Source organism: Rhizobium sp. BK196, assembly GCF_014193255.1.
Lineage (GTDB): Bacteria > Pseudomonadota > Alphaproteobacteria > Rhizobiales > Rhizobiaceae > Rhizobium.
This window is the reverse complement of the sequence record NZ_JACHZB010000011.1, coordinates 219,974-234,192: the sequence shown is the minus strand read 5'-3', so window position 1 is coordinate 234,192 and position 14,219 is coordinate 219,974. Positions and strand designations below refer to the sequence as shown.

Below are 14,219 nucleotides of genomic sequence, written 5' to 3'. Positions count from 1 at the left end.
GTCACCCGAGTTCCCAAGGATGATGGGAGGCGTATATTTTTGTTGACTGATGACTTCAAGTTTCGAGGTCAAAAATAACATCAAATTATCTTGACTCAATCTTTCATCTTCGCAGGGAATAAAATCCGGATGTTGTCAAAAAAAGCGACGCCAGTGAGGCGCCGCTTTTTAGATTCCAATGCGTTAACTTATTCGACGTCGAACTTGACGCCTTGCGCCAACGGCAGGGTCTTGCCGTAATTGACGGTGTTGGTGGAGCGTCGCATGTAAGCCTTCCAGGCATCTGAACCGGATTCACGGCCGCCGCCGGTCTCCTTCTCGCCGCCAAAGGCTCCGCCGATCTCAGCACCGGACGGACCAATATTGACATTGGCAATGCCGCAATCCGAACCCCGCGAGGACAGGAAGGTCTCCGCTTCGCGCATGTTGTTGGTGAAGATCGAGGATGACAGGCCCTGCGGAACGGCGTTGTGCAACTCTAGCACGGCGTCGAAATCGCTGTACTTGATGACGTAGAGGATCGGAGCGAAGGTTTCCTGCTCGACCGGGCCGGTCTGCGCGGGCATTTCGACGAGTGCGGGGCGAACATAGAACGCTTCTGCCGAATCATTGTCGACACGCTCACCACCGACGACGGCGCCACCGGCAGCCTTTGCCTGGCCGAGGGCCGCCTGCATCTTCTCGAAGGCCTGCCCGTCGATCAGCGGGCCGACCAGAGTACCCGTGTCCAGCGGATTGCCGATCGTCACCGAGCCATAAGCCTTCTTCAGCCGCGGAACGAGCTGGTCATAGACGCTCTCATGCACGAAGAGACGGCGCAGCGTTGTGCAGCGCTGGCCAGCCGTGCCCATCGCCGCGAAGGCAACGCCCCGCAGCGTCAGATCGAGGTCAGCCGTCGGGCAGACGATTGCGGCATTGTTGCCGCCGAGTTCCAGGATCGCGCGGGCAAAGCGCTGCGACAGACGCGGACCGACCGCGCGGCCCATGGCCGTTGAGCCGGTGGCCGAAACGAGGGGGATCTTCGGATGGTCGACCAGCACTTCTCCTACCTCGCGCCCGCCGATCAAGAGCGTCGAGAGATTTGCCGGCGCCTTGCCACCTTCAGCAACAAAACGCTTCAGTGCTTTCTCGAACAGCGCCTGCACGGCAAGCGCCGTCAGCGGCGTCTTTTCCGAAGGCTTCCAGACGGTGGAATTGCCGCAGACGATGGCGAGTGCCGCATTCCACGACCAGACGGCCACAGGGAAATTGAACGCCGAGATGATGCCGATGGCGCCGAGCGGATGCCAGCTTTCCATCATCCGGTGCTCGGCACGTTCGGTGGCGATCGTCAGGCCGTAGAGCTGGCGGGAAAGGCCGACGGCGAAATCGCAGATATCGATCATTTCCTGCACCTCACCGAGGCCTTCGGAGGTGATCTTGCCGACTTCGATCGAGACGAGGCGGCCAAGCGCTACCTTGGAGGCACGCAACTCTTCGCCGAGCAGGCGGATCAGCTCGCCACGCTTGGGTGCCGGAACGCCACGCCATTCGAGGAAAGCCGTGTGCGCCGCATCGATCGCCGCCTTGGCGTCGGTAACAGAATGCTCCTTCAGCTTTCCGATTTCCTTGCCCGTGATCGGTGATGTCACCGAAAGCGTACCGCCGGTGTATCTGTTGGCATCGACGCCGAGATCGGCGAGCAGCTTGGCGGTTTCGGTGGCGAGATCGAGGACGGCGATGGTCATTGTCTTGGTTCCAGTCTTGTTGTTCTCAGAAACGGGCATCGGCGAAATGGGCGACCTGAGCGCCGGCTTCGTACCATAATTCCTTAAGGGCGCGGAAGCTCGGCTCACGAGGATCTGTCAGCGGCAAAGGCAGATCCGCTTCAGCCATCCGGCCAAGAATATGCTCCGCCAAAGTGCGGCCGAACACTGTCCCCGGCGCGATCCCGCGGCCATTATAGCCCGAAAAGCCGATGACATTGGGAGCGAATTTGTGGAAGCGTGGCAGCGCATTGTCGGTCATGCCGATCTGTCCGTACCATTCACATTCGAATTCGATATCGCCGATCTCGGGGAAGAGCCGCTTCAGCGAGCGCTTGGCCCAGCCTTTGTGCACGGAAAGGCCGGTGTTGCGCAGCGCCCCGACACTCCCGAAGACCAGGCGGCCAGCCTGATCCATCCGGAAGGAGGAGAGGATTTCCTTTGTATCCCACACACCCTCGCGATTGGGCAGGATCGAGCGGCGTAGGTTGTGGCCGAGCGGCACGGTGGCGAAATTGAAATAGGGCAGAAACACCTGCTCGCTGCGCACCTGCTCCCAGGGGCCGGTACTGTAGGCGTCGGTCGCCACGATAATCCAGTCGGCGCTCACCTGTCCGCGTGCCGTCTTGACCACCCAGCGGCTGCCCTGCCGGTCGGTTGCGATAACAGGGCTTGCCGTGTGCAACACGACACCCGCCTTCTGCGCCGCATGGGCAAGCCCGCGCGCATAGGCAAGCGGCTGTAGCGTGCCGGCCCGCATGTCGAGCAGCGATCCGGCATAGGCATTCGTACCGATGCGTTTTGCCGTCTCATCCGCATCAAGCAACGCGACGGGTGCACCACGCGCCGACCATTGTTTGTAGCGTTCCTCGACTTCCTTCAGCCCATCGGGACCGACAGCGCAATGCAGCGTACCCTGCTTTTCGAGCTCGCAGGCGATACCATGCTTTTCGATCAGCGCCATCACCAGCTGCGGCGCATTGCCGAGCAGATCGAGCAGCCGCTCGCCATAAACAGGGCCGAGCACACCGGGCAGGTCATCGGGCATGACCCACATGCCGGCATTGATGAGGCCGACATTGCGGCCTGCGCCGCCGAAACCGATCTCCTTCGCCTCCAGGAGCACGACCCGCGATCCAGCCTCGGCCAGATGCAGGCCGGAGGAAAGGCCGGTATAGCCGCCGCCGACGATGACGACATTGGCCTCGGTGGCGCCTTCCAGCGCAGACGTGACGGGCGGCTGGGGAGCAGTCTTTTCCCACAGGCCGTGGGAGCGCGGATCATTGAGCATCGGACAGTCCAGTCTGGATCGAAATCGGTACTCTAGCGCCGCTCCCGCCTCTGCGGAAGCGGCGGATTGTCAGGCGACCGTCTTCAACTTCAGGCCGGAAAGGCCGAGCTTTTCCATGGCCATGTCGAGCGAGGCGGCCTGCCGCTCGTCGTAAAGCGCGAGCTCGTCCTGTACATCTGCGCCGAGCGCCTCTTCGAAGACATCCCGATTCGAGCGTGTCGCATAATTCTGCTGCTGATCCGTACCGAGGTTCGACTGAAAGATACCGGCCGCGCTGACCGGCAGGAAATCCTCGTAGATAATAGGATCGAACCGCAAATAGCCCTTGGCGATCAACGCGTCCAGATCGGAGGGTAGTTCTCCCCTGGCCGCAATACCTTCGGGCGTCGCCGAATAGTGGAAGAAGGCAAGTCCGCCGCGCCGCAACTCGTCCCAGCTGTCCGGCAGCGCTTTAAAACGCTCGGCAAGTTCGGCATCGTAGTCGCCGGCCTTGGCGCCGGATGCACCGACCTGCACTTCGCCTCGTACCGAGGCAAGCAGCCGATCATAGAGTGCCCGGCCCTTCGCCGTCAGCGCCACGCCGCGCTGTTCGATCTCGCCGAAGCGCGCCGTGTGCGTGCCTGATCTCGTCCCGGCCTCGCCGGTAAAAGCAATCGGCTCTTCCAGAGCCTTGAAGCTCGTCTGCCGCAGCAGGATATCGCAATTGCGTCGCGGCGGGCCTTCGATGACGGCCTTGGGCGTGATGCCGCGCTCTGGCATGCGCCGCTGCACCTCATCAATATCGAGGGTGCGCGGCGTCAGATGGTTGATATGCGGCCCCTTGAAACTGACGACATCGGCAATGAGGCGATGCGCATCATGCAGACGTTTGTAGGTCTCGGCGCTGACCGTCGCCTCGCCGTGCCAGCGGAAGGTTTCCAGGGCCTCGGCAACAAATTCTGCGGCTTCCGCTTCCGTCAGACCGCCGGCCTTCTCATTCTGTTCGATGAGGGCGATGGCACGCGGTGTGTAGACGCGCCGTCTGGCGAGCATTGCCGCGGCTTCAGCGCGCAACTCTTCGTCTTCGATCAATTCCAGCCGCAACAGAGAAGTAAAGACACGGAACGGATTGATGTTCAGCGCCTTTTCTTCGACAGGCCTGAAGCAGGTAGAATGCACGGGAACACCGGCGACCGAAAGATCGTAATAACCGACCGACTGCATACCCATGACGGCAAAGAGCCGTCGGATTGTGAAGAGTTCCTCAGCCGTTCCGAGACGGATCGCACCGTGGCGCTCGACATCGATGCGCTCGAGCTCACCTGCATGCCGAAGCCGCTCGCTGAGTTCCTGGTCTTTCGCGAGGACTTCGGCGTTGACCTCCCCCACAAGTTCGATCAGCGCCCCGTATTGCGGCACCTCCGTCCGGTACATCTGCGACATTGCGTCGGTGAAAAGCGAACGGATGCGATCCGTGGAGACGAAAGCGCCGGGCATGAGGAAACTCCGCGTTCATTCCGATTTTGCAGGATGAAGTTCTTTACAAGGGCTATCAAGCCGTGAATATCGACGTTTCGGAAATAGTTCATTCTGAGATGGAATGATCATGCTTTCAGCAAGACGTTTTTTGCCGTCGATTTCGCATCTCGCCGCCTTCGAGGCAGTGGCGCGAACCGGCAGCGTAACGGCAGCAGCACGCGAACTCGACCTGACGCAGAGCGCCGTCAGCCGCCAGATCAAGACGCTGGAGGAGCAACTCGGCGTCGAGCTTTTCCTGCGCGAGCGCCAGACGGTGCGACTTACTCTTGCCGGAGATGCTTACGCGCGGGAGATCCGCGAGGCACTCCGCCGTATCTCCAGCGCCTCGCTGAACCTGCGTGCTAATCCGCATGGCGGTACTTTGAACCTCGCCATTCTGCCGACCTTCGGCACCCGTTGGCTGGCGCCGCGCCTTGGCCGCTTCCTTGCCGGCAATCCGGGCGTCACGATCAATCTCGTGACCCGGCTCTCCTCCTTCGATTTCCGGCTCGATTCCATTGATGCCGCCATCCACTTCGGTCATCCCCACTGGCCAGGCGCGGAACTCACCCTTCTGATGTCGGAACGCACGCTGCCCGCCTGCAGCCCGAATTTCCTCAAACGCAATGCGATCTCCCGCGCGGAAGACCTGCTGACGATGCCCCTTTTGCATCTGACGACGCGGCCTGATGCCTGGGAGCGCTGGTTTGCCGATAACGGCGTCACCTTCGAAAGCGTCCACGGCATGCTGTTCGACCAGTTTGCGACGGCAGCACAGGCGGCGATCGCCGGCCTCGGTGTCGCCCTGCTGCCGACTTTCCTCATCCAGGAAGAGCTGAAGCGCGGCGATCTCGTCGCAGCCGTCGACCGCGAGATGGAGAGCCGCGAGCGTTATTATCTCGCCTTTCCGCCGGAACGTGCCGATTACGCCCCGCTTGCCGCTTTCCGTGATTGGATCGTCTCCGAAGCCCGTTCGGGTTCTGAAACGTAAGGAAGGCTTGCATCGCAGCCGCGCTTTCGACCATTATGCGCGCCATCAGAATTCGATGCAGGAAATTCCCATGAAGCCGATTTTCGTCCAGCTCCAGTGCGCGCCCGGCAAGACCTACGAGGTCGCCGACGCCATCTACAAGACCGAGCTGGTCTCGGAGCTCTATTCGACGTCAGGCAACTACGACCTGCTGCTCAAGGTCTACATCGAGGAAGGTCAGGATATCGGCAAGTTCATCAACGACAACATTGCCAACATCCCCGGCATCGTTCGCTCGCTGACGACATTGACCTTCAAGGCATTCTGAAGCGATTAACCATCCCACCAATAAAGCCGGAAGGATCACTTCCTCATATACCGCACCTTAAGGCTCGGTATGGCTGGTCATTCCCATAGAGAACAGGTGGGAAATGTCCCTCTCCGTGGTAGAGACCGTCGAGAACAGCCCGCAGCCGAAAGCTGCGCCCCTCATCGTGCACGTCGTACGGCAGTTTCTGCCCAACCGCGGCGGCCTTGAGGATGTGGTCGCCAATCTCGCCCGCCAGACCCTGAAACGCGGATACCGCGTCCGTGTCGTCACGCTCGATTCGCTCTTTACCGCTCCTGACGACAAGCTTCCGGCGCGCGAAACCATCGACGGCATCGAGGTTGTCCGCATCCCCTGGTCCGGCAGCAGCCGCTATCCGATAGCACCACAGGTCTTCCGCCATATCGGCGATGCCGATCTCATCCATGTCCATGCAATCGACTTCTTCTTCGATGCCCTCGCCTGGGGCAGATTCCTGCACCGCAAGCCCATGGTTGTCACGACCCACGGCGGTTTCTTTCACACGAAGAAATTCCTTGTCATCAAGAAAGTCTGGTTCAGAACGCTGACGCGGCTCTCGGCGATCGCCTATCGACGCGTCGTCTGCTGCAGCGCGTCGGATCTCAGCCAGTTCGTCCAGATCGTCCCCGATGGCATGACCATCGAGAATGGTGCCGATATCGGCAAATTCGCCGATGCCGCCTCGCGCACGCCCGAGCGGCGCATCGTCACGATCGGCCGCTTCTCCGTAAACAAACGGCTCGATCTTCTGCTGGACGCGATGGCCGCACTCCTAAAACGTCATGCCGACTGGCATCTCGACATTATCGGCGCCGAATCCGATCTTGATGCCGCTGACGTCAGGCGGGAGATTGCCTCAAGATCGTTGCAAGCATCCGTAACCCTGACCGTTTCGCCGGACGATCACGCGATCCGCGGCATCATTGCCAAGGCATCACTCATGGCTTCGGCATCGGAATATGAAGGTTTCGGAATCGTTGCGCTGGAAGCGATGAGCGCTGGCCTGCAACCGGTCCTCAACACCAACGAGGCCTATCGCGCGCTCGCCCGGCGGCATGAGGAAATCATCCTCGCCGACTTCACGAAGCCGGAACTGGCGGCGGATGCGGTCGAGAAAGCCTATCGCAACGTCACCGTCGAGGGTTCGTCCTTACGGAAGAGCCTCATGCAAGCCGCCCATGCCTATTCGTGGGATGCCGTTGCGGAACGGTATATGGACCTCTACCGCTCAATCGGCATTGCCACTTAAAAGATCAGGAAATTCTCAGGCTTTCGCCAGCCGGACGATCTCCTCCAGCACCAGCTTGCGCGATTCCGGCGGCGTCAGATTGTGATCGGCATCCTGCAGCATCACCAACCGCACATTCGGGTGCTTGGCAAACTTGTGGCCGCGCGGGCCGAAGTGGAAATACATGTGGTCGAGACCGACATCGCCTTCGCTGTAGATCAGCGTCAGCGGCACCTTGCGTTTGCCGAGTGCCGCAAAAGACTGACGCACCTGGCGTGCGATATGACGGCGGCCCGGAATGAGTTCCACGAGCGGCGCGATGCGCGGCGAAAGCCGGCGACCGATCGCGATGAAGATGTTCTGCAGGGCCGCAAAGACATCGACCTCGCCGCGCAACAGCCGCTTGACCGTGTCGAGCCGCATCATCCGCTGACCGTAATCGTCGACGCTGCGCGGAACTGAGACGACATGTTCGCGTCGCACCGGCATCTCGGGATCCCAGTAGTAGACGAAGGGATTGATGGAAACGATCGCCTTCAGCCGCTCATCCTCGATGCCGGCGCGCAGGGCTACATAACCGCCGCTGCAGCGACCCGCGACCATGATCGGTCCGGCAACGAAGCTTTCCAAAAGATCCAGCGAGGCGAGCGCGTCTTCCGTCTGTGTCGCGGAATAGAGAACCTGTTCCGGCGCATCCGGGCGGGGGACGCTGTCGCCGACGTTGGCGGAATCGAAGCGCAGCGAAACGACGCCCTGGCGAGCGAGCTCGCGCGCCATATCGACAGTCGTCCGGCCCCAGCCGGCATGCCGGTCATAGGCCGTCGACATGAAGAGCACGGCGTTACCCTTGATCTCGCCTTGAGGCCGGCTGACGACGCCGATCAGATGCTGGAACGCGCCGAAACGAACCGGAATCTCCTCAAAACCGTCACCTGCGAGCGGCCGGTTTTCGACCTCCTGCGAAGAGTGACCGACGGACCCAGCAGGCGCGGTTGTCTCGACAAGCCATTCGGCAAGCAGCTTGATGACTGCCATCGGCGTCTTGGCAAAGAGCGGGTTCGTGACCAGCTCGTCATAGCCTTCGAAAACCCGCTGCTCGACGTTACCGCCAAGTGCCTTCAGGGAGTCAGCGAAGGCCATATCATCAACCCGAACCGGGCGTTCGAGGATCAGGTAATTCGGCGCCGAAAGCTCCTGCGGTGAACTGATATTGAGCTTGCCGATTTCCGCAGCAATCGCGTCTGGCAGGGTCAGGCCGGCGATCTGAACCTGGGCGCTTGGTGCATGCTCCTTGCCGAGACCGAGGTCGGCATGGATGATCCGCGACCACATATTGATTTCACGCAGATGCCCCCTGCCGCTGAGGACAGGCGCAAGCAGCACGATACTGTCGACGCCCTCGATCGTGTGGCCGGTGAGATGAGCAAGCGTGCCGCCGAGACCCTGGCCGACAAGAATAATCTGCGAGCAACCGCTGAGCGTCTTCAATTTTGCAGCGGCTGCGCGGATGGAATTCTTCCAGATTTCCAGACTGGGTGTCTGATCGCCAAAATCGAGCGCATCACCCGTACCCGTGTAGTCGAAACGCAGGCTCGGCACGCCAACGTCGGAGAAATGCTCCGCCGCGACGCGATAGAATTTCCGCGTGCACATTTCCTCGAAACCCCAGGGGCTGACGAACAGGACAGCAGCCGAGCGTTTTGCAACGTCAGCCTTTTCCGGCATGAAAAGACCAATCGTGCCATCAAAGACAACGGGAAGAGCAGCGGAGCGGCCGGCGCCTTCCGCCGGTTCACGCGAGAACTCTTCGTTATCAGGCTTCTTCTCTTCTCCTTCTGGGGTCGGCGCAGTGATGAAACTGACCGCGCGTCTTGCCGGTCCCTGCAGCAATGCGGGCATCTTGTCGAGGATCGAGCGCAGCACCTGGATATCTTCGGCAGGAACGGCACGGAGGACTTTCAACGCAGCAAAATACGCAAATGTACCAGCGATGATCGCCGCGACAAGGCCGACAAGCCCCTGGACGAGCTCAAGTGCAGTAATCGCACCGCAGGCGCAAAATACCGCCGCGAGAGTAATCTTCGTAAGGCTGAGATAAAGACCCGAAAGCTGCGTTCCGAATCCCGTTTGTCTGACCATCATTACCGACATCGCAACGAATACGGCTATGCGCACAAGCGCGGCACCCTCGGCGGCCAGACTAGGTACGATGAGTAAACAACCTACTACCATAAGAAGGCCACCTATCACACTGATTTTCAACCGTACATTGGCTTTGTCGATTGAGAGCAGGTACAGGCTGAGAACCTGCATGAGAGTGTAGGCAGGCGCGACAAGCGCAAGCAGAGCGACCACTCCACCGCTTCGGTCGAAGGCTTCGCCGAAGACGACATGCACAAGTTCGGTAGAGATCGCGGCAAGCCCCAGACTCATAGGCAGCACGATATAGGCCATGCTGCGGATGACAGCGGCAAAGGCGTCGACCGGGAACTTCGAGTCGGCGCTGGTGTGCCGTCGTTCCGAATAATAGGGGAGCAGGCTACCGCTCATCTGGATCGGAAGCTGCAGCGCGATATTGGCGATCGACAGGCCGGCAGCGTAGAAGCCGACCATTTCCACCGACCAGAACTGCTGCAGGAAAAGCAGTTCGATACGGTTTAGGAAGATCGAATCGATGATGAATTGCATCGACAGGATGACCGACGACGACGCCAGATATTTGAGCGAGACACCGCAGCGGTCACGACGAGCAAAGAGGATCGGCAAGGTAGCGACGAAAAGCACGAGCTGGCCGAGCGCATAGCCGACAAGCACGCCCTGCACACCGTAAAAGACGGCACCGACCGCGACGCCCACAAGCTGGAAAACCGAGACGATCAGCGTCAGCTGGAAGAACGTGCCGAGCCGCTTTTCGCCAATGAGGTAAAATTTAACGAAAGAGCCGATCGCCTGGACGAAGAAGAGGATGCCTGTCACAAGCGCCACCGACGGTGCGGTGTCGGCCCAATGCATTTCCTCCGATGTCAGGAAGAACAGAGCATAAAGCCCCAGTAGCACCAACGTGGAGCAGACCATGAAGGTGACGAGGATCGAGGCAAATCCTCTGCGTTGCTCGAAGCTGTAGCCCTGCGCCGAAAGCTGCGGCAGTGTCTTCAGAAGCGTGATGCTGGAGCCGAGCTCAGCAATCGAGGCCCCTGTGACGACGAGCCAGAGTGAAAAGGCGACGATACCGTTGGCCTCGGGGCCGAGCAGGCGTGCAGTTATGATCGAGGACGCGAACCCCGTCACCAGAAGCAGCATACCCGCCGCCGCATTCATCACCGAATTTGCAATAATGCCCTTCGACATCCGTCCATCCGCCAGAAGCCGCAGCGCGGCCGAAAACAAGTCATCTCTAAATTGGAAATGTTAAAATAAAGGGGAGTAAAGCGCTCAGCTTAGCTCGCCTGCATCGCAGAAAGCCGTGAAAGCGCCCTGTCGTAGCTGTGCTCGGCGAGATGACGCACGAGATAGGCCCGCGCCGCCTCTGCTTTCTGCTTCGCAGCCTCGGGATCGGAATAAATACTCTTCAAATGCGCCGCCGCGGTCGCGGGTGAAGGATCGGCCCAGACGGCATTCGTGAGATCAGCGAATTCCGGATGGCTATCGACGACGGGAATAAGCGACGGCACGACCAGCCAGGTATTGTCGGGATCGCAGAAGTCAGCCGTGCCCGACCATTCTGTCGAAACGACGGGCGTGCGATGCATGATGGCTTCAGCCACCGTCAGGCCGAAACCCTCCGAACGATGCAGCGAAAGATAGGCATTGGAATCGCGAATGATGCCGTTTATCTCCGAACTCGCCAGATTATCGGTAACGATCCTGATGTTGCGGTCGCCTTCCACGGACTGCATGAGCGCGCGAAGTGCCTCGTCCCGGACCGGATTGCCGCTCGCCTTCATCAGCAGGAAGGCATGGGGGCATTCGGCGCTGAAGAGCCTGAAGGCCTCGATCGCCGCCTGCGGGTTCTTGCGGTTGATCGAGGAACCGGCGCTGAAGACGAACGATACGAGGAAAGCATCCTCGGCAATTCCGAATTTCTGCCGGATACCGTCAGCCGCCGACCGCTCGGTCACCGGGTGCGGCACGACAATGACAGGTGCAGTCGTATGTGGTGCGATTGCCCTCCTGGCGAATTCCGAGGGAACGAAGACGGCGTTCATATAGTGCATGGCATTGCGCCATTCCGCCGGCACCACTTCCAGCTCCCATGCCCAGTAACCGATATTGAAGGCACGGGTGAAATTGCCGAGACCTTTCTTCAGGATCGCGCGCGGCAGCATGGGCGGATTGAGGTGCCATATGCGGCTTCCCGGCTGGCCGCCGGACATTTGCTCGGACGCCCATTCGACCAGCTTGCCTTCGTCCGGATGTGTGCTGACATCCGCAAGCATGATCTCACGGCCTGCCTGCGAAAGCGCGGCAGCGCAAAGCCGCGCCGATTCGCCCACACCTGCTGCCATCGACAGATAACCGACAATCTCGACCGGTCGGCGCGGATTGAAGGCAAGCCGTGATTTGACAATCAGCCGCTGCAGCAGATGCCCGCGCACGCTTCGATAAACGCCCCGCAAAGCCTCTTCCGCCTGCACCCTGATCGTCATGACCGCTCCCTGGTCCTTAAAGCGCGAAACGGCGCAAGGCGCCGACGCTCCTGATTTCGCCCGCCGGCAACGCATCGCCATCAATGCCCGCAGCAGCGATGAGCTTCACTCGCTTGGCAGGACCTGGTGCCAGATGGAACCAGTCCTCTTCAGCCCGGTAGCCTTCGACATCGATATGCACGGATTGAGCCAGCCTGTCGGCCGCAAGCGTGATGAACCAACCATCGCCCTCACGGATGAAGGACGCCTCGATCGTCGCGTCGTGGAAGGCTCTGGCTCGGCCGCTCGGGAAATGGAAAGCCTGCGCCAACAGCGCGCCGTCCATCGTCGACCGCAGCCAGGCAACGCTGACGTCATGCGATGGCGCACCGAAACGGAAGGCATAGGCCGCATCAAAGAAGCCGCCGAAGAGATCGGTGCAAGCGATACGCTCCACGCTCCTCGGGTCGAGATTGAAGGCCTTGCTGCCGCTCGCGACCTGCTGGCGCCCCTCGCGGAGGCAGGCGACATCGAGTTCGAGAGCCACCACTTTGTCGGTCTCGTTGATGACATGGACATGGAGGCCATTCGTCCCCTCGTCCGTAAAAACTGCCTGCACAGGACGGAAGGCGCGGCGCATCGCATGCCAGACAGGTTTGGGCTCGCCGGCGGAATCGATCACGCCCCAGCCGGGACCTGGCAACAGATCCTGCAAGGTCCAGACGAGCGCCCCATTGCAGGTCGACCCCTTGCGCCGCCATTCGGCAAAGGTTTCCTCCAGCACTTCACCCGTAACAGCGCGCGACAAGTCGAGATAACGTTCGGGGTCTTCACGGCGGAGCTTGGCGGGGTCGACGTCATAGAGAAGTCCGAGATAAAAGTCCCTGACATCCTCGAAATCCCAGGAAGCACCGCGGTCGCGCGGCACCCGCTCTTTCCAGAGCGGACTGTGAACTGAAGGCACGTCGAGATGCCGCTGTAAGGTCCTTTGCTGCGGTACATGTGCGAAGGCGAGGCTTTCCGCCGCAAAGCGTACCTCGGCGCGGCGCGCATCCTCGAGCGGCCGCATATAGGCACCGACGCCGTAATAATGCGTGACGCCAGCGTTGGGCGAAAAGGGCATCGCCCCGCCGTAGGGCGAATTCGGCACGTAAGGGACGTCAGGCCGCATGCGCTGGCAGATCGCCGGGATGATCTCGTCGGTGATCGGCCCGCTCCAGAAATCCGAGGGCAGGCCGAACATCGCCGCCTGCTGGTGGATTTCGCTGCCGCCGCAGAGCACGGCGAGCGACGGCGAAAGCTGTACGCCGTGCAGGAATTCCTCCACCTCGGCATGCACATGGCCGATAAAGGTCTTGTCGTTCTTCGGATAGTCGAAATTGGCGAACATGAAGTCCTGCCAGACCATCAGCCCAAATTCGTCGCAGAGCGCGAAGAATTCCGGCGTTTCATACGCCATGGTTCCCCCGATGCGGATCATGTTCATGCCGGCCTCGGCAGCAAGCCGCAGGAACGGCTCGTAGTCAGCCCGCTCCCCCGGCAGCCGCGCTATGTCGGCTGTCGTCCAGACCGCGCCACGGCAGAAGACCCGTTCGCCATTGACGCAAAGCGTGAAATCACTGCCGTCAGCGCCGTGGTCAACCTCGACACGCCGAAATCCTGTCTTGCCGAGCGAATGTTCCTCGCCGTCAAGAACCAGCGTCACATCGTAGAGATGCGACGCGCCATGCGTATGTGGCCACCAGGCCTCGACCTCGGGCAGCTTGAGGATTACCGAATAATGCCTGTCGCCGATCTTCTCGAAACCCTGCTCGATACCGGCGCAGCGCAGAAGCATAACCGGCTCTTCGCCATCGGCATGAAGAGAAACGCTGAGCCGTCCCGCCCCGCTTTCCTCCAGAACAGCACGCACCGTGACATTGTCGACCGAGGCAACGCCCCGGCGCACGAGCGAGATCGGCCGCCACGGCCCGACGGCATGGATTTCAGGGCACCAGCCGGGCATATGTCCAAGCAGCGTCGTGCGGATATTCTTCAGCCCTTGCGGCGTGATCATCTGCGGGCGCCAGCGGGCTCGCGGTCCGGGTTCGCCAAGGCGGGGAGCGAGGGCCCGAAAGCAGAGCGCCAGTTCATCGCCGCCCGCGAGCGTCACCGGTATCTCATGAGCGGTGAACATGCTCTCGGAGAAAAGGATCTCAACGCCGTTCAGAAAAACATGGCAGATCGTCGCCAGCCCTTGAAAACGTAGGAGCGCCTCGCCTGGCTCCGCATCGAAGAGGCGGGTCAGATACCAGGCATCCTTGGTGTTCAGCGGCTGTGGATTTTCCCGGTCGAACAGCCCTGCTTTTTCGAGCGCCGCTGCGACAGTGCCCGGAACAGGTGCGGGAATGAACTGCGCCGAAAGATGGATATCGTGGGGTGTCGCGCAGGCGTCAGGCTCGGTCAGAACCAGATTCCAGCCTTCGGAAAGCAGGCTTTCCTCAGCCCCTATGCTTGCCAACCGCCCCCGCATGT

At 60.6% G+C, this 14,219-nt stretch carries 9 protein-coding genes; 3 read left to right on the top strand and 6 right to left on the bottom strand.

Annotation, left to right across the window (positions count from 1 at the left end; genetic code table 11):
- Positions 1 to 188: 188 nt before the first annotated feature.
- The 3 genes from FHT78_RS28220 to FHT78_RS28210 all read right to left on the bottom strand — a co-directional run bounded on the left by FHT78_RS28220 (position 189) and on the right by FHT78_RS28210 (position 4,512).
- Positions 189 to 1,727, bottom strand: a complete 1,539-nt coding sequence (locus FHT78_RS28220; protein ID WP_183749846.1) for an aldehyde dehydrogenase family protein — start codon at positions 1,725 to 1,727, stop codon at positions 189 to 191.
- A gap of 25 nt (positions 1,728 to 1,752) precedes the next feature.
- Entirely contained in the window at positions 1,753 to 3,036 is a 1,284-nt protein-coding gene (locus tag FHT78_RS28215) for an FAD-binding oxidoreductase (protein ID WP_183749845.1), read from the bottom strand.
- A gap of 69 nt (positions 3,037 to 3,105) precedes the next feature.
- Entirely contained in the window at positions 3,106 to 4,512 is a 1,407-nt protein-coding gene (locus FHT78_RS28210; RefSeq protein WP_183749844.1) for a VOC family protein, read from the bottom strand.
- A gap of 103 nt (positions 4,513 to 4,615) precedes the next feature.
- Here FHT78_RS28210 and FHT78_RS28205 point away from each other — a divergent pair, with 103 nt between their 5' ends.
- From FHT78_RS28205 to FHT78_RS28195, 3 genes are all read left to right on the top strand, one after another.
- A complete protein-coding gene (locus FHT78_RS28205) occupies positions 4,616 to 5,524 on the top strand; it encodes a LysR family transcriptional regulator (RefSeq protein WP_183749843.1) in 909 nt (302 codons plus the stop codon).
- Between the two features lie 70 nt (positions 5,525 to 5,594).
- Entirely contained in the window at positions 5,595 to 5,831 is a 237-nt protein-coding gene (locus FHT78_RS28200; RefSeq protein ID WP_007825394.1) for an Lrp/AsnC ligand binding domain-containing protein, read from the top strand.
- Between the two features lie 103 nt (positions 5,832 to 5,934).
- Positions 5,935 to 7,101, top strand: coding sequence for a glycosyltransferase family 4 protein (locus FHT78_RS28195; RefSeq protein ID WP_183749842.1), 1,167 nt, complete (start codon positions 5,935 to 5,937; stop codon positions 7,099 to 7,101).
- A 15-nt stretch (positions 7,102 to 7,116) separates the two neighbouring features.
- Here the strand turns inward: FHT78_RS28195 and FHT78_RS28190 are convergent, their stop codons facing one another.
- The 3 genes from FHT78_RS28190 to FHT78_RS28180 form a co-directional block, all read right to left on the bottom strand.
- On the bottom strand, positions 7,117 to 10,428 hold the full coding sequence (locus tag FHT78_RS28190; RefSeq protein WP_183749841.1) for an alpha/beta fold hydrolase: 3,312 nt from the start codon (positions 10,426 to 10,428) through the stop codon (positions 7,117 to 7,119).
- A gap of 89 nt (positions 10,429 to 10,517) precedes the next feature.
- The gene (locus FHT78_RS28185) at positions 10,518 to 11,696 is read right to left on the bottom strand and encodes a glycosyltransferase family 4 protein (protein ID WP_183749868.1); all 1,179 of its coding nucleotides are present in this window, start codon (positions 11,694 to 11,696) and stop codon (positions 10,518 to 10,520) included.
- Positions 11,697 to 11,742: 46 nt separating this feature from the next.
- Positions 11,743 to 14,217: a glycoside hydrolase family 2 protein gene (locus tag FHT78_RS28180; RefSeq protein WP_183749840.1), complete on the bottom strand. Its 2,475-nt coding sequence runs from the start codon at positions 14,215 to 14,217 to the stop codon at positions 11,743 to 11,745.
- Positions 14,218 to 14,219 lie beyond the last annotated feature (2 nt).